Annotated in this window: 18 protein-coding genes; 8 read left to right on the forward strand and 10 right to left on the reverse strand. The window is 50.2% G+C overall.

Annotation, left to right across the window (positions count from 1 at the left end):
- Window positions 1-90 precede the first annotated feature (90 nt).
- Window positions 91-1,992, forward strand: coding sequence for an NADH-quinone oxidoreductase subunit 5 family protein (locus tag ACFSUS_RS11845; protein ID WP_381522757.1), 1,902 nt, complete (start codon window positions 91-93; stop codon window positions 1,990-1,992).
- Between the two features lie 68 nt (window positions 1,993-2,060).
- Window positions 2,061-3,725: a complex I subunit 4 family protein gene (locus ACFSUS_RS11850; protein WP_381522759.1), complete on the forward strand. Its 1,665-nt coding sequence runs from the start codon at window positions 2,061-2,063 to the stop codon at window positions 3,723-3,725.
- A 3-nt stretch (window positions 3,726-3,728) separates the two neighbouring features.
- On the opposite strand, the gene gldG is transcribed toward ACFSUS_RS11850, so the two are convergent.
- Entirely contained in the window at window positions 3,729-5,396 is a 1,668-nt protein-coding gene (gene gldG, locus ACFSUS_RS11855) for a gliding motility-associated ABC transporter substrate-binding protein GldG (protein ID WP_381522762.1), read from the reverse strand.
- A 58-nt stretch (window positions 5,397-5,454) separates the two neighbouring features.
- Window positions 5,455-5,715, reverse strand: a complete 261-nt coding sequence (locus ACFSUS_RS11860) for a hypothetical protein (protein ID WP_381522765.1) — start codon at window positions 5,713-5,715, stop codon at window positions 5,455-5,457.
- A 144-nt stretch (window positions 5,716-5,859) separates the two neighbouring features.
- Between ACFSUS_RS11860 and ACFSUS_RS11865 the strand changes: the two genes are divergently transcribed.
- Window positions 5,860-6,720: an SRPBCC family protein gene (locus ACFSUS_RS11865; protein WP_381522767.1), complete on the forward strand. Its 861-nt coding sequence runs from the start codon at window positions 5,860-5,862 to the stop codon at window positions 6,718-6,720.
- Complete coding sequence (locus ACFSUS_RS11870; RefSeq protein ID WP_381522769.1) at window positions 6,701-7,879, forward strand: zinc-dependent alcohol dehydrogenase; 1,179 nt, start codon at window positions 6,701-6,703, stop codon at window positions 7,877-7,879. Before ACFSUS_RS11865 ends, ACFSUS_RS11870 begins: the two co-directional genes overlap by 20 nt.
- A gap of 66 nt (window positions 7,880-7,945) precedes the next feature.
- Here the strand turns inward: ACFSUS_RS11870 and ACFSUS_RS11875 are convergent, their stop codons facing one another.
- Window positions 7,946-11,644 carry a putative LPS assembly protein LptD gene (locus ACFSUS_RS11875; RefSeq protein WP_381522771.1) on the reverse strand — a complete coding sequence of 1,233 codons (3,699 nt, stop codon included), beginning with the start codon at window positions 11,642-11,644 and terminating at the stop codon, window positions 7,946-7,948.
- 157 nt (window positions 11,645-11,801) lie between these two features.
- On the opposite strand from ACFSUS_RS11875, the gene ACFSUS_RS11880 reads away from it, so the two are divergent.
- The 4 genes from ACFSUS_RS11880 (at window position 11,802) to ACFSUS_RS11895 (ending at window position 16,267) form a co-directional block, all read left to right on the forward strand.
- Window positions 11,802-12,665, forward strand: a complete 864-nt coding sequence (locus ACFSUS_RS11880; RefSeq protein WP_381522772.1) for an N-acetylmuramoyl-L-alanine amidase family protein — start codon at window positions 11,802-11,804, stop codon at window positions 12,663-12,665.
- Between the two features lie 180 nt (window positions 12,666-12,845).
- Entirely contained in the window at window positions 12,846-13,835 is a 990-nt protein-coding gene (locus ACFSUS_RS11885; protein ID WP_381522774.1) for an MlaD family protein, read from the forward strand.
- Window positions 13,836-13,933: 98 nt separating this feature from the next.
- The gene (locus ACFSUS_RS11890; RefSeq protein WP_381522776.1) at window positions 13,934-14,515 is read left to right on the forward strand and encodes a Uma2 family endonuclease; all 582 of its coding nucleotides are present in this window, start codon (window positions 13,934-13,936) and stop codon (window positions 14,513-14,515) included.
- Between the two features lie 117 nt (window positions 14,516-14,632).
- Window positions 14,633-16,267, forward strand: a complete 1,635-nt coding sequence (locus tag ACFSUS_RS11895) for an acyl-CoA carboxylase subunit beta (protein WP_381522777.1) — start codon at window positions 14,633-14,635, stop codon at window positions 16,265-16,267.
- A gap of 105 nt (window positions 16,268-16,372) precedes the next feature.
- Here the strand turns inward: ACFSUS_RS11895 and ACFSUS_RS11900 are convergent, their stop codons facing one another.
- The 7 genes from ACFSUS_RS11900 to ACFSUS_RS11930 all read right to left on the reverse strand — a co-directional run bounded on the left by ACFSUS_RS11900 (window position 16,373) and on the right by ACFSUS_RS11930 (window position 21,215).
- Window positions 16,373-16,804, reverse strand: coding sequence for a c-type cytochrome (locus ACFSUS_RS11900; RefSeq protein ID WP_381522778.1), 432 nt, complete (start codon window positions 16,802-16,804; stop codon window positions 16,373-16,375).
- A 9-nt stretch (window positions 16,805-16,813) separates the two neighbouring features.
- Complete coding sequence (gene gldD / locus ACFSUS_RS11905; RefSeq protein WP_381522779.1) at window positions 16,814-17,401, reverse strand: gliding motility lipoprotein GldD; 588 nt, start codon at window positions 17,399-17,401, stop codon at window positions 16,814-16,816.
- 133 nt (window positions 17,402-17,534) lie between these two features.
- Entirely contained in the window at window positions 17,535-17,825 is a 291-nt protein-coding gene (locus ACFSUS_RS11910) for a hypothetical protein (protein ID WP_381522781.1), read from the reverse strand.
- Between the two features lie 59 nt (window positions 17,826-17,884).
- On the reverse strand, window positions 17,885-18,664 hold the full coding sequence (locus tag ACFSUS_RS11915) for a TIGR00266 family protein (RefSeq protein WP_381522782.1): 780 nt from the start codon (window positions 18,662-18,664) through the stop codon (window positions 17,885-17,887).
- A gap of 120 nt (window positions 18,665-18,784) precedes the next feature.
- Window positions 18,785-19,081, reverse strand: a complete 297-nt coding sequence (locus ACFSUS_RS11920) for a hypothetical protein (RefSeq protein ID WP_381522784.1) — start codon at window positions 19,079-19,081, stop codon at window positions 18,785-18,787.
- 86 nt (window positions 19,082-19,167) lie between these two features.
- Window positions 19,168-20,724 (reverse strand): glutamate--tRNA ligase, encoded by a 1,557-nt coding sequence (gene gltX / locus ACFSUS_RS11925; RefSeq protein ID WP_381522785.1) that lies wholly within the window; start codon window positions 20,722-20,724, stop codon window positions 19,168-19,170.
- A gap of 107 nt (window positions 20,725-20,831) precedes the next feature.
- Window positions 20,832-21,215, reverse strand: coding sequence for a Rid family detoxifying hydrolase (locus ACFSUS_RS11930; RefSeq protein WP_381522787.1), 384 nt, complete (start codon window positions 21,213-21,215; stop codon window positions 20,832-20,834).
- Window positions 21,216-21,238 lie beyond the last annotated feature (23 nt).

Consider the following 21,238-nt stretch of genomic DNA (forward strand, 5'->3'; position numbering starts at 1 on the left):
TTCGTTTGACGGACCAGCTTAGCTGATAAACGGGCGGTTTGTTTCAAGGCTTCTGATTGGGGATATTTGCGGCCGGATACACCAGGACAAATGCCCGACGACGCACTACTACGCTTACTGATCGCTATTCTACTCGGATTACCTTTCCTTGGTGCTCTTGCGTTGGTACGCGTAAATCGGCGAATGTCGGGCGGGTTGGCGATTGGGCTAACAACTATTGGGCTGGTGCTGTCTGTCATACTAGCCGTACACTTACCTCAACAGGCTTTAACGTTTCAAACTACCTGGGCATCAATGTCCGGGGTATTGTTTGGGGTTAGCTTGCGGCTTGACACCCTTACGTGCTTAATGCTAGTGCTGGTTCACTTTGTGGCCTTGCTGGTGCAGCTCTACTCCATTTCTTATCTACACGATGAGCCGCGACTAAGCCGTTATTTCGCTTACCTACAGCTCTTTGTTGGCTCTATGCTGGGGATTGTATTAGCTGGTAACTTATTGATACTGTACGCCTTTTGGGAACTGGTTGGCTTAGCGTCGTATCTGCTCATTGGTTTCTATCAGGAGCGTTTAATTGCGTCAAAGGCGGCCCAAAAGGCGTTTTTGATGAACCGCGTAGGAGATATGGGTTTCCTGATCGGGATCTTCCTGACGTATTATTATTTCGGTACACTAGAACTATCTGCGCTTACAAACAATCAATTTGGCATTATTCCGCCGACGGCTATCGGTTTATGCCTGTTTATGGGCTGTGTGGGTAAGTCAGCCCAATTCCCATTATTAACCTGGCTTCCTGATGCTATGGAGGGGCCAACGCCCGTGTCGGCCTTGCTGCATGCTGCAACGATGGTGGCGGCCGGTATTTTTCTCCTGGCCCGAGTTCATCCACTGCTTTCCTCCGATGCGCTGGTCGTCGTTGCGTTAATTGGAACAATTACGACGATAATCGGCGGCTACTCAGCGCTTTTTCAGACGGATATTAAAAAGGTCTTGGCGTTTTCGACCGTGTCGCAATTAGGGCTAATGGTGGCGGCAATGGGTACGGGAAACGTGAGCGCGGCTATATTTCATCTGTTAACCCACGCCTTCTTCAAGGCGGGTCTGTTCCTGAGCGCCGGAGCCGTTATTCATGCTATCAACACGCAGGATATGCGCCAAATGGGCGGGTTACGTAAAGCCTTACCCATTACATTCATAGCCTACACTGTGTGTGCCGCTGCCTTAGCGGGTCTACCTTTGCTCTCCGGTTTTTTGTCGAAAGAAGCCATTTTAGAAGGAGTGCTCAACTGGGCCGAAGGGCAAAATGATCACTTATCCTACATGATTCCAGTCTCGTTGCTATTATCATCGGGGCTAACGGCTTTATACATGGCCCGGCAGTGGCGGCTAATCTTTTTCGGACCCTATCAGAACCAGGAGACACCACTTACACAGGCTCATGAACCCGATTGGTTAATGCTTGCTCCAATTGTATTGCTAGCTGGTTTATCTGTAGGATTTTGGTTCTCGCTAAATCCTTTCTCCGCGCATACGAGCTGGTTTTTCCATTTATTCGGGGCCACCGAAGCTGAGTCGATTTGGTGGTTGGCACCCGTTTCCACTGGGCTGGTGCTGCTTGGTGGGTGGATCGGCTTTCGGATGCGAGAGCCTAACCACGCCCGTAGTTTTGTTCGCCTTTCTGTCGAATATGGTTTTCTAGATAGCATTTTCCAGTACTTCATCATCAATCCGTCACTTAAACTAGCCACATTCCTGAGTCGTACCGATCAGCGTATGGTGGACGGGGCCGTCAATGGCGCGGGTGTGTCGACGGTGGTGTTAGCGCACCTGAGCAGCGGTATTGATCGCTTTGGAATTGATGGATTTGTTAATGGAGCGGCCTGGCTAGCGGGATGGTTGGGGCGATTGACCCGTTCGCTGCAAAACGGTCGGGTGCAGTCGTACATTACGGCCGCTGTGGTGGGATTCCTGGTTGTACTTTGGTGGCTGTTATGATGCTTTGCTGTAGAGTGGGGGAACCCACTTTTTGTAACTGATGCAGCGGATTACCATCCGCGTTACGTATGATTCTTTCGCTACTTATTTTTATTCCGCTCCTCGGCTCACTGCTGGTCGCAATATTGCCCAAAAGTCAGGTCGCGCGGTTTCGCTGGATCGCCCTGGCCGCAACCTTGGCTGATCTTGTGCTGGCGTTTGTGGCCTATGCTGGTTTTGATCAGAGCCTGGCCGGTTATCAACTGCTCGAGCAGGCGGACTGGATAACCTTGCCGTTGGGAAACTTAGGCATTGCCTCTATTGACTATCTGGTAGGCGTTGATGGTATTAGTTTACCTTTAGTTGTGTTGTCGGCGGTGGTGATGGTGATAGGCGTAGGGTCATCTTGGACGATGATTCACCGGTTGAAGGCATACTACTCGCTGTATTTGTTGCTGACGGGTACCATCATGGGGTGCTTCTTAGCCCTTGATTTCTTCTTATTCTTTCTCTTTTTCGAGTTTATGCTCCTGCCGATGTATTTCCTTATCGGTTTATGGGGCGGACCAAGGCGGGAATATGCTTCCATTAAGTTCTTTCTGTACACCCTGCTTGGATCACTACTGATTTTGCTGGTTATGATTGGGCTGTATCTGTCCGTCATGGACCCTGTTAGCACAGCGCTGGCTGCTGGGTTTATCACAGATCCACTAGCCGTTTCAGATGAGGTAATACGCATCATGCAGGCGCATCTTCAACAAGGTCAGCTGAATCCGGCCCAGATTGTCCATACATTCGATATGCGTTACCTGGCCGATGGCGGTAATTACCTGCCAAACGCGTTCCTTCACCCCGCAGCCGAACCGATCGTATTTGGTCTACCAGCGCGGATGCTGGCGTTCTGGGCTATCTTTATAGGCTTTGCTATTAAGTTACCCATCGTGCCCCTGCACACCTGGCTGCCCGATGCCCACGTAGAAGCGCCTACACCCGTATCGGTTGTTCTGGCGGGTGTGCTTTTGAAAATCGGCGGGTACGGTTTCTTACGCATTGTCTGGAGCTTTTTTCCGGATGGCGGAGCCGAATATGCTACGTCATTAGCTGCCTTAGGAACGTTGTCTATTGTTTACGGTGGTTTAAACGCACTGGCGCAGAATGATGTCAAAAAAATGATTGCTTACTCGTCGGTGTCACACATGGGCTTTGTGCTTCTGGGAGTAGCGTCGCTCACTGCCGAGGGCATCAACGGAGCCATTTACCAGATGGTAAGCCACGGGGTTCTGTCGTCTATGCTCTTCCTGATTGCGGGCGTGGTTTATGATCGCACCCACGACCGACGTATTGATTCCTATCGGGGCTTGATGCAGCCGATGCCGCAATACACCACCTTAACCGCCGTTGCTTTTTTCGGATCGCTGGGTTTACCCGGCTTTTCGGGCTTCGTGGGCGAGTTGTTTACCCTTATGGGCAGCTTTCAATCAGCCTGGTTGCCCGGCTGGTTGACGGCGGTCGCCACCACGGGTATACTGTTGGCCGCTGCGTATTTTCTCTGGACACTGCAACGGATGTTTTTCGGTCCGTTCTGGAGCCGACACGAAGCCACATCGGTATTAACTGATTTAACGGCCCGTGAAAAACTCTTGCTGGTACCGCTGGGTATCATGGCCCTGGTACTAGGCCTTTTCCCGAATCTGGTGTTTAATCTCAGTAGCGCCACCGTAGCGCAATGGCTGACCAAGTTTGCCGTGGAGTAGCGGTTATACCCCATACCTCCTCCGCCGAACCACTTGCCAAACTACGCCTATAATACCAATCAGCGCTAACGGGCCCAGTACATTAAGTAGTTGCCAGCTGGTGCGACCGGTGTCTACTCGAATCTTGTCCAGCGGCCGTAGCGTGACGGTTCGGTTGCGGGCAGCAATCACGCCGTTCGGATCAACGAGATAATCAATAGCGTTAAGCGCAAAATCCTTGTTGCCATAAATAGTACGTGTGAACCGATCAAAGCCAAGCGGATAGGGAGCGTTGCGCTTATAGTCGACATCGTTCAGGACCAGATCGCCGTCGGAGCAAATCAATATCCGTGATGGTTCGCCCTCCGACCGGAAGCCGTTGGCGCGTGGGTCGCCGGGGAGAATGCGGTTTGCAAACAAAGATTGGAAACGCCCTTCAAGCAAACAACCAACGATGCGGGTGCCATCGTTGTATGTCTTCGGGTCTGGCTGCTGACGGGCTTCATTATACGAGATTAACGCGGGCGCTTTCAGTACTTTGGTGTACGGAGATGTCAATAACAAAGGCGTTTTACGAATGCCCGGTGAGCGTACCGTATCGAGCGTACTAACAAACCGGCTTAACACGGCGTCGATGTTGCGCACGATCGGGCTGCCGCTGGAGCCAAAATTGTTCAGTAATGGGTAGAAGCGCCAAGGTACTAATTGAATATTGGGCTTGTCGCCGATGTTGCCGACGTTGAGCGGAATAGGAGCGCAATAGTAATCCTTTATGATATCCCGGTTTACCCGAACACCCCAGCGAAAGAACAGATCATCAAGATTCAGATTTAGCGGTTGCGCATAAGTTCCCGCGTTACTGACCGAATCGACGCGTTGACCATCAACGAAAAATAGGGCGCGGCCGCCATTGACTACGTATTGGTCAATCTTGAAAATTTCGTCCTCCGAAAACGGACGGTCCGGTTTGGGCACTAACATAACATCGAGCCCCGCGATGGGGCCTGGTTTGGTCATGTCGATAAAAAACAGATCGTAATTCTCCTGAACGGATGCCAGCAGGTCGGCAAATCGGGAGGGCGGTACCTCCGTATGGCCGTAGAGAAGCCCTACCCGTCGGCGGTTGGCTTCGGTTTGTGTTAGCTTTCGAATGGCCGAAGCCAACTGAAACTCTACGCCCTCATAGGATTGGTTTAGCCGTTCTTCGGGTGAAGCCGATTTGTTGTATTTAAGTAAAAGCACAGCAGTCTCTTTGCCTTTGTAGGAGACAATAGCACCTGGGAAAATCAGTTTTTCGGTGCGTTTACCGCCTTCTGTTGCAAACAGATTGGTAGGCAAAAGCCCCCGTTGCTGTAACCGGTCAATAAGTTTAGCTTTCTCATCGGCATTGGTGATAGCGTCGGGATCGGTAAAGCGATACGTAATGGTTTGGGTGGCATTGGCAGCAAATTCATCCAGCGTTTCACGCACGGCGTTTTCGAGCCGCTTAAAGCCGGGAGGTAAATCACCGGCCAGGTACACATCTACATGCACATCGTCGGGCAAATCGGCCAGGAGGGTCTGGGTGGCCTCTGACAGCGTATAACGCTTCTCTTCGGTTAAATCGAACCGAAAAAAGACAAACGCCGACAGCACGTTGACGGCGATTAGGGCAACAATAATTAGAATGGTGCGCAGGGCAGCGGTTTTCATACTGGACTATAACGAATAAGTAAACCTGTAAGGTCTACGCTACCATACAGGTTTTGTATCAATTCAGCCGTTGCTCAGGAATGGTGGTTAAATTAATAATTCTCGCATCGCCCTGAGCTGTCTGGGCTGTATCGAGTTTGGCAGGTTCAATGCCAAGTTCTTTCATCAGACGATACTGACGCGATTCTACATAAGCCAGACGGGCCATAATCTGATTCATCTTAGCTGCCTGTTCGTCCTGGCGGGCCAGCAGATAGGCCGTTTTTTGCTCCAATTCCTCAAGGCGTTGCTTATCTCGATCGGTCATGGTAAAGTTCATGAAATTCGTAGCGGCAAGTTACTGTTTTTCTAACCGTCTTCTACGCTTTCCAGCATTCCCCTCACTCAGTTTAGCGCGAACTTTTTAACATTCCTATGATACTCTTGTTGAGGAGTAGAGTAATCAGTAACAAACTAACTTACTATGGCACATACGAGTGATTTAGCAAAAAGCGGGGTGTTAGATATCGCCCCTGTCGATCCTATTCCAAGCGGATCAAGCCGGATAAACGTCGGTGCAAACGAGCGTTATTTATCAGTGGGGGGCGGTGCTCTGTTAACAACCATCGGACTCCGTCGGGGCGGGTTAGGCGGGTTACTGCTAGCCGCTTTAGGTGGCGCTCTGGTGTATCGGGGAGCATCGGGCTACTGCCCTGTCAACAACGCTATCGGCCGCGATACGTCAGAAGATAAGACAGAAACGGACGTAATAGAAATCAGTAAGAGCGTCACCATCAACAAACCGCGCGAAGAGGTATATCAGTTCTGGCGTAAGCTGGAAAACCTGCCACAGTTTATGCGTCACCTCGAAACAGTAACGCAGCAGGATGATCGGCGCTCGCATTGGGTTGCCCGGCTCGATAGCGAAAACCGTCTTGCCAAAGCCTTGCCGAAGGTGGAATGGGACGCTGAAATCGTGGAAGAGGAAGAAAATAGCCGACTCGTTTGGCGATCTGTACCGGGCGCAACGGTTGATAACTCGGGTGAGGTACGTTTCGTAGACGCTCCCGGTAATCGGGGTACCGAAGTGCACGCCACAATATTATACCGCGCACCCGAAGGTATCGTAGGAGAAGCTGTGATGAAGCTGCTGAATCCAGCCTTTAAGCAAATGATCAAAGAAGATATCCGGCGCTTCAAACGGCTAATGGAGACCGGCGAGATTCCAACCAACGAAGGCCCTTCAGGTCGGCAGCCGGAGACCATAAACCCGGCGCTACGTCAGTCATCACCAGAGTCTTCCAGCAACCAATCTGAGCCTACTTATGAAAGCGCTGTGTTATAACGGACGAAACGACCTCCGCGTCGAACGGGTCCCCGACCCGACAATTGTTAATCCACAGGATATGATTCTGCGGGTTATTATGTCATCGGTGTGTGGCTCTGATTTGCACATCATCAACGGCTACATTCCCACCGTTGAGCAGGGAGACATCCTCGGTCATGAATTCATGGGCGAAGTGGTTGAGGTGGGTTCCGGCGTGAAAACCCTGAAACGGGGCGACCGTGTTGTGGTTGGTTCGGTGATTGCCTGTGGCGAATGCAGCTACTGCCAAAGCCAATCGTGGTCGCTCTGTGATAACTCGAACGTCAATGCGCAATTGGTTGAGCCTTTATATGGGTATTCGCCAGCCGGTATCTTTGGTTATTCGCACGCGTTTGGGGGCTATGCCGGTAGTCATGCCGAATACATTCGGGTGCCGTTTGCCGATAAAGGGTCGTTCAAAATTCCCGATGGTGTGAAAGACGAAGCCGCAGTGTTCTGCTCGGATGCCTTTCCAACTGGCTTTATGGCCGCCGATATGGCAGCCATTAAACCGGGCGACACGGTGGCGGTCTGGGGCTGTGGAGCCGTAGGCCAGATGGCGATACGTAGCGCATACTTGTTAGGTGCTGAGCGCGTTATTGCCATGGACCGTCATAAGCATCTGCTCAATCAGGCGAAGCAAAACAGCAAAGCCGACGTGTTGAGCATCGATGAAGTCGACATTCAGGATGCACTGAAAGAAATGACAGGTGGACGCGGTCCCGATAGTTGTATTGATGCTGTGGGTATGGAAGCCGTTAGCAGTAGTCCGCAGTATTATTACGACAAAGCCAAGCAGTGGGTTCGGCTCGAAAACGACCGGCCAATCGTACTTCGAGAGGCTATTAAAGCCTGCCGGAAAGGAGGGACTATTTCAATCGTTGGCGTATACGGTGGTTTGGTGGACAGCATCCCGATGGGAGCGGCTATGAACAAGGCGCTGACGTTCCGGATGGGCCAAATGCACGCTCAAAAATACATTCCCCGGCTACTGGATTACGTGGCGAAAGGCGAAGTTGATACCTCCGATTTGCTAACGTATAAAATGCCATTAGAGCAGGGACAGCACGGGTACGACTTGTTCAACTCGAAGTCTGACAACACCATGCGCGTGGTATTTACACCGCAGGCTGCGTAGTGGTTAAGGGCTTGGGGCGCTAGGTTTTTACCCTAAGCCCCATGCCCTTTCCTTTATGCCCTCTGCCTATCTTCCATAAAACCCGCCGTTGTCGTAGAAGCTCCGGCGACGGCTCAATTTTAACTCCTGCAATATGGACGACCGGGCCCGCAGGTCGAACGAATAGTTGCCCGCCCGGATGTTGTTACCAGAATAGGGTGTCCAGTTGAACGCCATTTCCCAGCAGTGAAGATCTCGGTTGATACCGATGGTTGTCAGCGTCGGACTATGAAATTGGAAATCGTACCCCGTGTTGACGGTAATTTTCCACTTAGGCGTTAAACTCAGATCCCCTGTGAGCGTCAGTGCCTGAATGATTTGAGGTTCTATAGGCGTGATTTTCGACAGGCCAAACGTGTAGCTGACGTTCACTGACCAGGGAATATTAAAGTCGACGTACAACTCCGGATTATTGTTGATCGCCTTTAACGTAGCATCCGTCGCAGTAGCACTCGTCTTAGGCTTGTCGGCCTGTTTAGGCGCAAAACGTGCACTGACATACGCTTGCAGATTCGTTAGGCGTAGTAAACCTTGCCCTTCCTGGATAGCATACACGTTAGGTACCCGGATAAATTGTGGATTTTCCTTCGCCAGTTTATTCGGATTCAATAGCACTGGCGAATAGCTTAAGGGTGTAATAGGCGTTCCGCCAATTGGGTAAGTTTCCAGATCATAAACAACTGTTCCTCCGTACTCACGGTATGCGTAGGGATCAAACGTAGAGGAGAAGTTAAAACTGATGTTTTTAAAGATCTGCGTGTTTGCACTAACGGCAATCGGTGATAATTTGAAATCAGGAGCCAGTAAGTTATAGCTACCCGTTAAGCTTAGGTTATCGAAGATGGGAATCTTCTTAAAATCTTGTCCAGCTGAATCGCTACGTGTCCGAACTTTCATTTCTAGCTGGTTGACGATGCCAAACGAAATAAAGGCCGACTCTGTACTGCCGCCCCCACTGCTGCTTCCTCCCAAACCACGGAAAACAGATAGCGTCCGCCGATATAGTGGCAGATTGGCCAAGACAGTTCCTGGTGCGTCAGGTAGTATCTGAAACTGTCCGTATGCAGGATTCGTAAAGTCAGGAATGTAACTGAACGAGATAGACGGCGCTACCGTGTGCCGAATAGCTTCTATGCGTTTGCCCCGAATGAAGTACGTACCATAGAAGCGCGTATTCATGCTGGCATTGACTGAGAAATTGTACGATGGAAAGAAGCCGCGAGCCGTATCGATCCGCACCTTATTACTATCCGGCACGAATGTATAATTCAGCTTTTTGGTATATATATCACCCTGTAGCGAGAAACCCGGCGTTAGGTTAATGTATTTCAACAGCTTGATATTCGGCAACGATATAGGAATGCTGTAACGAGCTTGTACCTGGCGATTTTGCCAGATACGATTGGCATTGGGCAGACTAAAAGGAATCAGGTTTGGGTCGGAGACAATCTCACCCCGGCGAATCGCATTGGCTCGGTTAATGCTATCATTAATGCGCTCCACTGTGCTGATTGTCCTCAGATTGGTAATAACCGGAAACCCTAATCCGGTTGTATCCACTTGAGCCCGGATCGTGTTGCTCACGCCAATGGATCCACTGATATCCAAACCAACCCGGAAACTCTCATACCACCGGCCGGAGCCACCCTTGAGCGCAAACGGCGAAATCTGGTTTACCCCAAAGTTAAAGTCTGAGGATACGTCGGTTTTGCCGTTTTCACGAACCCCCGTTGTCTGGTTGATTTGTCCAAATTGCTGATTTACCCGTACGTTAGCTCCTGCCCGCACATATTGGCCAAACGTACGGCTGTACTGCACCGACGAACCTGCCACGTTGGAAATGTACTGCGATGTATTAAATGAGTTGAACTGATTGTAGCTATTACTGCTTACGTTCACATTAGCCGAGAAACTTCCCCGACCACGCGGTACCGGCGAATGCGACCATGTGAACGAGAAGTCATTACGTGGCGACTGGGTTGTGTCGACCCGGTCACCGGAGCGGTTTCGGTTGAATTGCAGGTTAATGCCCCCGCTATAGCGATACCGTTTATTATAGGCTGATGACAGACCAAGTCCCCAGCTTCCGCGCGAGTAAATCTGACCAGTAAACTGCATGCCCAGGTTTTCGTTCACGGCCCAATAATAGCCGCCGTTACGTAGATAAAAGCCCCGGCCATTAGGTTCTTCGCCGTATTGAGGCACCAGAATTCCCGACACACCAATCTCCTTCCGCTTTGGGAACGGAAAGAAACCGAACGGTAAACCGATTGGTAACGGAACCTGATTGATGACTAAATTGAAAGGCCCCGCCACAACCTGCTTATTGTGAATGACTTTTAATTTGCTCGCATTAATGTGAAAATGGGGTACTGCCAGATTGCAGGTTGTGTAAATCGCTTTGCCAATGTACAGGTTATCTTCGGCGTCTTTCTTGACCTGCGTTCCTCGAATATTACCTTCGCCCTGTTGCGTAATAACCCCCTGGATTCGGCCCTTTTTAGACTTGAAATTATACCGAATCTCTTTGGCATCGTACTTGCCTTCACCATCCTGGAAAACGGGTTGCCCAATGGCTTTTTTCGCCGTCGAGTCGTATCGGCCTTTTGCGTAAACTTCGTTGGTAAGGTAATTCAGACGGATGTAATCAGCCTTGAGTGAAATATCTCCATAGACTACGCTCGCGTCACCGAACAGCTCAACGGTTTGGCCATCAGCGGCATAGATGGTTGAGTCCTTGGCCTGATAGTTGACCGTGGTTTTGAAAGCGTCTTCGGTTTGCGCCGAATCTTGCCGCACCGAATCGCCGATAGCTACCCGAACCGAGTCAGCTCCAATCGCTGCTCTGGATTGCGGTTTTACGATATTGGGCGTAACAAGACCCGGTTGCAGACGGCCCGGCTGGGTTTTTCCGGCCGTGTTTGTCTGAGCACGTGGTGTGGTTGTGGCCGCAGCCTTCGACGTAACAGTCGTAGATTGGCCAGTTGTGGTCGTAGTTGACGTCACAGCACCTGATCGGGCTTTTGTCTGCGTCGAATCGCGCGTGGTTACTCGAACTGAATCGGATCTGGCAGGTGTGCGGCTAGGTATAGGCTGGGGACGAGCAATCGTGGGTGGTGCTACACCTGGCTTTAACGGATCGGTTGGTTTCGCTAAACTCGTTTGCGAACGTGGTTTTGCGGTTACAGCCGATGTCGAGGTGGCCGTTGCAGCCTGACCTTTGGTCGTTGTTGTCGAGCTTCCTTTCGTGATAGCGCCTTTCGTTTTCAATGAATCGGCACGCATGGAATCTTTTTTAGCAACCGTTGGTCGCGAAGTAGTATCAGGGCCTGATCGCCCTTTAAGCGTATCGGGTGACGCAACTCTAGGGCGTGAAGGAGCCGGACCCAGGCGGTTGGGGCGCGTAGGTCTTGGGTTCAGTTCTCGTTCTAAGTCACTTTCCTGAGTCGTTGCCGGTGAGCTCGTCTGCGAGCGAGGAGTCGTTGTCGCCGAGGATGGCGCAGCTGTTGTACCTGACGCTGGGTTATTGGTCGACGTGCGTGATGCCGGGGTATTGCCAGAAGGAGTTCCTGATGGCGCATCGGGCACCCGTTGCGCGGGTACCGTGGCAGGTGGTAGGCCTCCTTTGCCGGGCTGCCGGGGCGTTGGGTTAGACTGCCCTAATGCCGTAAACGCCCAGAAAAACCAGGTAACGCAGACCAGAGCCGGCATCCATGTCAGTCGCATTCGCAAAGGCCGCAAAATAAAGTATCCTTTTTTCAGGGTTATCAAAAAAATTATATTTGCCAAAAGACCGTTAAGCCTATGGCTTACAAAGGTATTCACGAACACTTATCCCACTATCGCTTTGGAACGATTTCGGCTGTTAAATATTATTAAATCAATGGGCGTTCAAGCTACGACCCCGGCTCCCGGAATAGTGACAACATTGGTCTTAGTGGTTTTGCCCTTACTGGCACTGACAACATTGCCTCAGCCTGAATTTTTTCAGGACACGATACCGCGGGCTCAGTCGAATCAAGATACGGAAGCGGCTCCCAATCAGATTCGTACGGTTGTGCTCGATGCCGGTCATGGCGGTAAAGATCCCGGCTGCATCGGCCGCCGAACCCGTGAGTCGCGGGTGGTGCTTAAGCTAGTACTGCAATTGGGCCGTAAAATTAAGGAAGAGATGCCGAATATACGGGTTATTTATACCCGCTCAACGGATCATTTTGTCGAACTGGCCGAACGCTCTGCCATTGCCAATCGTAACAAAGCGGATCTGTTCATTTCAATCCACTGCAATGCGAGTCCGTCGTCGAGCAAAGTCTATGGTACCGAAACCTATACCATGGGATTGCATAAAACAAATGGTAACCTCGATGTAGCCAAGCGCGAAAACGCAGTTATCCTGAAAGAAGAGAATTATCAGCAAACTTATAAAGGCTTTAATCCTAATTCTCCGTTAGCCCATATTATGCTGGCTAATTATCAGCATGCGTTCATGGGAAGCAGTATTAACTTTGCCGAGAAAGTGGAACGTAGTTTCCGGCAAAACGCCGAACGTAAAAGCAATGGCGTAAAACAAGCGGGGTTTCTGGTACTTTGGCGCACAACAATGCCCAGCGTTCTCATTGAAACAGGCTACCTCACCAACCCAACCGAAGAACTTTACTTAATGTCGGAGGAGGGTCAGGAAGAGATTTCTAGTTCAATTTATAAAGCATTTGCCCAATACAAACAAGAAATTGAAGCCGCCAATTAGCGCTTTCTGTTGATAATCGTAGAATAGACTGGTAGTAACCGCAACGACCGTTTATCCAATTCCTGAGCGGTTGATTTACCATTTTCCACATGTTTGCGGGACAAACGCGTCATAAACTTGGTTATACGTGAAGCCAAATTCGTTGGTCCGCCTTAACTGGCCGTTCTCATTCTTACACGCATGAAAGTTTCGCAAGAAGTAAAAGTAGGCTTACTGGCAGTTATAACGCTGATGATGTTTTATTTCGGCTTCAATTTTCTCAAAGGCTCTGACTTCTTTTCTTCAACCAATAAGTATCAGGTCGTGTATGATAATATTGATGGGTTAACCGCGTCTAACCCGGTCCGAATAAATGGCTTATCGGTTGGTCGTGTTAAAGGAATTGAGATTCTACAGGACCAGGGTAACAAGCTGTTAGTTACGTTGGACCTCAATAAGAATATTCGCGTAACGCAGGGTTCACGGGCAGTTTTGGCCGACGATGGGTTATTAGGAGGTAAGGTTATCTTGCTGAGTGTCAACCAGGGAAAACCTGTACTCGAGAGTGGAGGTATGCTGGTGGCGGCTAAAGAAACTGGTTTGTCAGCTCTGATTCGCGAGAAAACGCTACCGGTCCTCAACAACGTCGATTCGCTGACGTATCAGCTTAACCGTGTGGTGGCGCAATTTGACCAGACGGGCGTTATGCTAAATCAAACGCTGCGTAGTGCCAACCAGGGCGTAAAGACACTCGATCTGACTATTGCCGAGAACCGGGCTGGTTTGCGGGCCACGCTCGCTAATGTAAGTCGGCTATCGGCCTCGCTCGTGGAAACTGAACAGCAACTAAAACCCATCCTGGCTAAAGCCGATACGTTTGCCGACTCACTTCAGGGATTGCAATTGAAGCAAACACTCGCTACGGTTAACAAAACCGTCGATAACCTGCAACGTATTCTGGCTGATGTGAACAGTGGTCGTGGTTCGCTCGGCAAACTCACCTCCGACGAAGCGCTCTATCGCAACGTAAACGCCACAACTGCCAGCTTGGAAAAGCTTTTAACGGATCTGCGTGAGAACCCTAAACGCTACGTTCACTTCTCATTGTTCGGTAAGAAAGACAAAGCCGCGCCAGCCAAGCCTGGTAGCACTACGGTGACAACGAAAGTCGATTCGGCGCAGGTGCAGTAGACTTTATGCTTTGGACGCTTACCAACGGCAGAGTACGGAGCATGGTTGCGTTTAATTGATCAGCGCCGTATTTTTCATAAGAGCAAACGTATCGAGCTATGATAGCGGTCGAAAAGCGGGCGATCAGCCCGGAGGAGTATTTAGCAGCGGAGCGGCAGGCCCTTGATAAAAGTGAGTTTTTCAACGGTGAAGTAATACCCATGGCAGGCGCAACCCGCAATCACAACCGCGTTCGTGACAACATCAACGGTAAAATTATTAATCATCTCGAAGAGGCTACTTGCCAATCATTTTCTTCGGATATGTGGGTGCACCTACCCGAAACCGGTCTGTATGCTTATCCCGACATTGTAATTGTTTGCGGAGAACCGCAGTTTATGCCTGATGAGTTTGATAATCTGCTCAATCCAACTGTATTAATTGAGGTGCTCTCCGAAGGAACTGAGGACTACGATCGTGGCCGAAAATTCTTGCGTTACCGAGCCATTCCGTCTTTTCAGGAGTATGTATTAATCGACTCGCAGCGGGTAGCCGTTGAGGTTTGGCGTAAAAATGACCTCGGCCAGTGGACATTGATGGAACAAATCAACGATCCAGCAGGCCAATTCAGGATTCAAAGCATCGATCTGACGATTGTGCTACAAAAGGCATACGATCGGGTGGTGGACATTATCGTCTAAATAGCCAGTAGTTAAATAACTGACTGGTCAACATACCGGATCAATAACACGTTTTATGATGGGCGGCACAAGCTGCCCATTTTGCGTAAAAGCGTTAGTACATTCATTAACAAACCCATGACTACCTTACCCAATCAACCACTACAATCTTTTCTGGACGAACTAAATCAAAAAACCGCTCAGACCCAACTCGGCGGGGGCCAGAAACGCATAGATGATCAGCACAAAAAAGGTAAACTCACGGCTCGCGAACGCATTGATTATTTAGCCGACGATGGCCGCCCGTTTGTTGAGATTGGATTGTTTGCGGGCGACGGTATGTACAATGAACACGGCGGTTGTCCGTCGGCAGGAGTCGTCGTGGGTATTGGTTACGTATCGGGGCGCCAGTGTGTGATTGTAGCCAACGATGCGACTGTAAAAGCCGGCGCCTGGTTTCCGATTACGGCCAAGAAAAACCTGAGGGCGCAGGAGATTGCCATGGAAAACCACTTGCCAATTATTTACCTTGTCGATAGCGCGGGCGTGTACCTGCCTTTGCAGGATGAAGTGTTTGCCGATAAAGAACACTTTGGCCGCACCTTCCGCAATAATGCGCAGATGTCGGCCATGGGTATTTTGCAGGTGGCGGCTATTATGGGCAGCTGCGTGGCTGGTGGGGCTTACCTGCCCATCATGTCTGACGAAGCGCTTATCGTGGAAGGAACAGGCTCCATTTTCCTGGCCGGACCATATCTGGTGAAAGCATCTATCGGAGAAGATGTTGACGCTGAAACGTTAGGAGGAGCCACCACGCATACTGACATATCGGGCGTAGTCGATAATAAGTATCCCGACGACCGAAGTTGCCTGGATGCGATCAAACGAATCTTTGACAAAATTGGCCATCGGGACCTAGCTGGCTTCGACCGCGCAGAACCAGCGCTACCTGCTAAAAACCCTGCCGAAATCTATCAAATTTTGCCTGCTGACCGTGTCAAGCCCTATGACATGCAGGAAATTGTGGAGAGGCTTGTGGATAACTCCGCTTTTGATGCATATAAGCCCGGTTATGGCCAGTCGTTGCTTTGCGGTTACGCCCGTATAGACGGTTGGGCAGTGGGTATTGTGGCTAATCAGCGCAAAGTTGTTAAAGCAAAAGGACGCACCGGCCAGCCCGTCGAAATGCAGATGGGTGGAGTTATCTACGGCGATGCGGCCGACAAAGCCGCCCGGTTCATCATGAACTGCAATCAGAAGCGAATTCCGCTCGTGTTTTTGCAGGATGTATCCGGTTTTATGGTCGGCAGTCGTGCCGAGCAGGGAGGGATCATTAAAGATGGGGCTAAAATGGTTAGCGCCATGGCTAACTCAGTGGTGCCAAAGTTTACGGTCGTTATTGGCAATTCGTACGGAGCCGGAAACTACGCGATGTGTGGAAAAGCATACGATCCCCGTTTGATGCTGGCCTGGCCAACGGCACAAATGGCCGTCATGAGTGGCGCTTCGGCCGCGAAAACACTACTTCAGATTCAGGTAGCGTCGCTGAAGGCAAAGGGTGAAATCATTACGCCTGAAGCCGAACAAGCTTTATTGAAAAAGATTACGGACCAGTACAATACCCAATTATCACCTTATTACGCAGCGGCCCGGCTTTGGGTCGATGCCGTCATTGACCCGCTACAAACCCGGCAGATTCTATCGGAGGGAATCGCTGCCGCTAATCATGCACCGATTACAAAGCCATTCTCGGTAGGAGTGATTCAGACCTAGTTCGTCTAAACGCAGAGGTAAAGAGGTTTCGCAGAGAACATATAGTAAACAAGCTCTGTTCTCTCTGCAGAACCTCTTTACCTCTGCGTTTCTAAAAGCATAAGATTATTTCACCGCCCTGACGGCTTTGACTTCGTCAGCGGTTACGGCCGAGGCTTTGTTGCCAAAGTTGCTGCGGATGTAAGTTAATACGTCGGCGATGTCAGCGTCACTCAGGAAATCGTGCGCAGGCATTGCATTATCGTACGGTTCACCGTCAATATCCTGGCCTTGAAGGCCTTTCAAAAGTACGTTAATCAAGCGCGTTTTGTCACCCAGTACCCAATCGGTACCCTTCAAGGGCGGATTTAAGCTGGGCACCCCAGAGCCATTGGCTTGGTGGCAGGTTAGACAATTCTGCTCATAGATAACCTGACCAGGTACTTTTCCCGCTGGAGCGGCCGGTTTTGGTACGGGCTTTGCCACCGGATTTTGCGTCTGAGCCACCGCCGTTGAGAGCGATAGACAGGTAAAAAGGGTAAATAATACTTTTTGCATAATAGTAGGTTACTGCCGCCACTTGAGCGTGTTAAGCAGGTGCAGCATATCCTTGCGAATATACTCAATGACGGGTCGTAGCGAATCGTTCTCCGTAGCTGTATTGAAATACAACGCACCCCGCAGGAAATGAGTCGTCGAATCAGTGGTAACGAATTGCACCTGGCTCGGCACCTCGCCAGAAAGGTCAATGATGCTGGCTTCCAGACCGGAGGTAAGCTTGAGTTTACGCTGCTCAATAGAATACGCTTTTATGTTGTGCCGGGCGGCTAGTTTATACGCATCTTCAAGCATGGCCCGTAGCCGGTTTACATCATTTTTTACCGGCTTATAGGTAAGCTGAACGCTGGCATGGTAGGCCGGATAGTTGATAAAGATCCAATCCGGTTCGGAGCGGGCAAACGTATCAGGCAAGATGCGAGCAATCTTATTATACTCGAATTGGTACGGATGCGTTGGCTCCAGCAACGTATAGCTCGGCGTTGGCAAATCGAACCGGGGATAACCTTTCGGCTTGGGCGTATAGTTATCAGACGAACTGCTGCCGCAGGCTATTGATAGTAAACCAACGAGTAGGATAAGCGAATACTTTATCACCAGTTTGAGTAGCCTGGACGGCCACGTCCGGGCGAAATATAAGTCATATACCCGGACGTGGCCGTCCGGGTTACTTCAAAACGAACAAGCCCGGCGCTTTGGTGCCAGGCTTGTTCGTGAAATCAATTTTACGTTACGCGTTAACGTCTTCCAGCTCTTCCTGCCGGACGGGTTGTCCCAGCAAGGTGGCAAACCGGTTGATGTTGAACGTTGGCTCAAACCAAACCTCGCCCATAACGGGATGTCTCACTGGCACATCCGGATTTTGAATTTCGTTTAATAATACACCTGTTTCGCCTGTGGTGTGGCGTTTTACCTGGCGAATTGTATACAGCTGATCGCGCTTGGGCGTCTGAACGCCAAATTCAGCGTAGAAGGCCAGTACGGGCGCCGGAAAATTATCGTTGGTGCAAATGACTTCCATAGTTCGTTCTCTCCAAAACCGTACAAAGATAACAGCTATCAGGTAGAACTGATTCCCGCTTAATCTTCAAACAGATTGCCTAACTGACCTAGCACTGAACCGCCTTCTTTATGGGATTGATTGCCATAGGGAGCCAGACGTTGAACAAGTTTGGAGATTGGCATCGATTGAATCCACACCTTGCCCGAGCCGCGTAATGTAGCCAGGAATAAACCTTCGCCCCCGAAAATCATACTTTTTAGACCACCTGACCGCTGGATGTCGAAATTGATGCTTGGCTCAAAACCAACGACGCAGCCTGTATCAACACGTAACGTTTCGTTGTTCAACGTGCGCTCAATCACAACGCCACCAGCATGGATGAAGGCCATACCGTCGCCCTGTATTTTTTCCAGGATAAACCCTTCTCCCCCAAAAAAGCCTGATCCAAGCCGCTGGTTGAACTGAATACTCAGTTTTGTGCCCAGGGCTGCACACAAAAAAGCGTCCTTCTGTACAATGAGGGTATTACCAAATGTGTTGGCCAGGTTAATGGGCATAACCGTTCCGGGATAAGGAGCTGCAAACGTTACTTTACGCTTACCGACGCCCCGGTTCGTGAAGTGCGTCATAAACAACGACTCACCCGTGATCATCCGCGTACCGGCCTGAAGCAATTTGCCCATAAAACCCTGGTTAGGCTGCGAACCATCACCCATTTTGGTCTCGAACTGGATGCCATCTTCCATGTAAAGCATCGAGCCAGCTTCGGCAATGACAGTTTCGTTGGGATCTAGTTCAATTTCAACGATCTGAATATCTTCACCAATGATTTTGTAGTCGATTTCGTGGGAGTACATAGTCAGTTTAAAGTTTTCGGTTATTGATGGGCGAAAACTACAGAAAGTAGCACAATCTAGTGGGCTTTTTTCGTATAAACGGCACAAAAAAAGCCCGACCGGGCGTTTGGGAGGGTCGGGCTATCCACGAGAATTAATATCATCAGGCAGATCATTGTCCGTGTCGTCGAACAAATGCTCATCGTCGGATTTTTCATTATCCGGCTCATCAGACCCTGGTTCGCCTTTAAGGTTCAAGTCTGTACGATGACGCAGCTTCTTATCATCAACCGTCTTATTCAGAAACTGATTGATTTTGTCGATGTCAAAACTCGTTGTAATCTCACCAAACGAGTTTATTTGAATGTCAAAACCTTCTAATTCTTTATGAACACGAGGTTTTTCGCTTTCGTCGGGGTTCGTTTTTTTCTTAGCCATGGCTGTCAGCTGGTTTAATACTACCCTTAAAACCTATAAGGCTCTAGAACCGAAACGTCGGCTTGGCTTATAGGTTTAAAAAAAGCTTAACTAATAGGTACTTTCAGCGTAGTAAGCGCTTTTTCTAAGCGGCTGATGGTTTCTTGCTTGCCTATAATTTCCATGGTCAGCATTAGGTCTGGTCCCGCTCCTGAACCGGTCAGCGCTAAGCGCATGGCCTGCATAATTTTGCCTTGTTTAATACCTGCTTGTTGCATGGCATCGGCCAACGTGTGCTTAATGGCATCGGCCACAAAATCGTCTTCAAAGTTTTGTAACGCATCGTGAAAAGCAGTCACCGCTTTCACCGCGTCATCATTCCACTTGGCGGCTACAATGGTTTCATCGTACGTGGTAGGCGCATTGAAAATGGTATCGGCTTCAGTGAATATCTCATGGGCGAAGTTGACGCGACCTTTCAGCAAGGCGACAATTTTCTCGGCCTTTTCGGGTGGACACGCAAATCCTGCCGCTTCAGCCTGTTGTTGTACTGTTGGGGCCAGCTCGGCATCCGGACGAAGACGAATATACTGATGATTGAACCACTGGGCCTTCTGAATATCGAATCGGGCCCCTGCCTTGTGAACCTGCGCAATGTCGAAACTGGCGATCAGTTCTTCCATCGTAAACAGCTCCTGTTCCGTGCCGGGGTTCCAGCCCAGCAGCGCCAGAAAATTGACAGTCGCTTCGGGCAGATAACCGTCTTCGCGGAACCCTTTAGCGACTTGTCCTGTAACAGGGTCGGTCCATTGCAACGGGAAAATCGGGAAACCACCCAAATCTGCATCTCGTTTGCTGAGCTTGCCGTTGCCTTCGGGCTTGAGCAGCAGCGGCAGATGAGCAAACTGAGGCATGGTATCTTCCCAGCCCAAATAGCGGTACAGCAAAACATGCAGCGGTGCCGATGGTAACCATTCTTCTCCCCGAATAACGTGCGTGATGCCCATTACATGATCGTCGACGATATTCGCCAGGTGATACGTGGGCAGGCCATCCGACTTGAGTAGCACTTTGTCATCAATCGCTGATGAGTGAACATTCACCCAACCGCGAATGAGGTCGTTCAGGCGGACTTCTTCTTTCCGGGGTGTTTTCAACCGGATAACATACGGCTCGCCCGCTTCCATGCGCGCCTTTACTTCGTCAGGCTTCATGGTTAGCGAATTGCGCATCTGCATCCGCGTAATAGAGTTGTATTGGGCGGCCGGAGCGTTTGCTTCTTCGAGCCGTTTACGCATGGCGTCCAGCTCTTCAGCCGTATCGAAGGCGTAATAGGCTTTGCCTTCGGCAACCAGACGCTCGGCTTCTTTCTGGTAAATGTCTCTACGTTCCGACTGACGATAGGGCGCATGCGGGCCCGGTCCGTCGCCACGGTCGACGCCCTGGCCTTCGTCGATGTGAATGCCTACCCATTTTAAAGCTTCCAGAATGTATTCTTCAGCACCCGGCACGAAGCGGTTTTGATCCGTGTCTTCAATACGAAGGAGCATCTGACCGCCCATTTTGCGGGCGAAAAGGTAATTGTATAACGCAGTTCGCACTCCCCCAATGTGTAGGGGGCCGGTAGGGCTAGGTGCGAAACGAACGCGAACGGGAGTTGACATAAGAGTATGAATGAGCGAAATCGGACCGCCGAAGCGGAGTGAATGAGCGAAAGAGCGATACTTATTAGTCACTCTTTCATTCCGCTTCGGCGGTCCAATTTCACTCCTTATTGAACTGCTATAACTGAAATTTCAACGTTAACATCTTTGGGTAGACGAGCAACTTCTACCGTTTCGCGAGCGGGTGGCTCGGATGCGAAAAAACGACCGTATACTTCGTTGATCGCAGCAAAATTGTTCATATCCTTCACGAAGATGCTGCTCTTGACGATATTGGTATAGTCTAAACCGGCCGCTCGCAAAATAGCGCCAATGTTTTCCATCACCTTTTGGGTTTCGGCCTGGATGTCACCAAGTGGCGCCAGCTCGATAGCTACCTGGCCCGAAATGAATAACATGCCGGCTGTGGAGGCTCCGCTAACTCTGACAGCCTGGCTGTATGGTCCAATCGGCGCAGGGGCCTGGTCGGTATAAACAATTTCTTTGGTCATAGCTTTTATTAATCGTTCGGTTG

The organism is Spirosoma soli (genome assembly GCF_042684525.1).
Classification (GTDB): Bacteria; Bacteroidota; Bacteroidia; order Cytophagales; family Spirosomataceae; genus Spirosoma; species Spirosoma soli.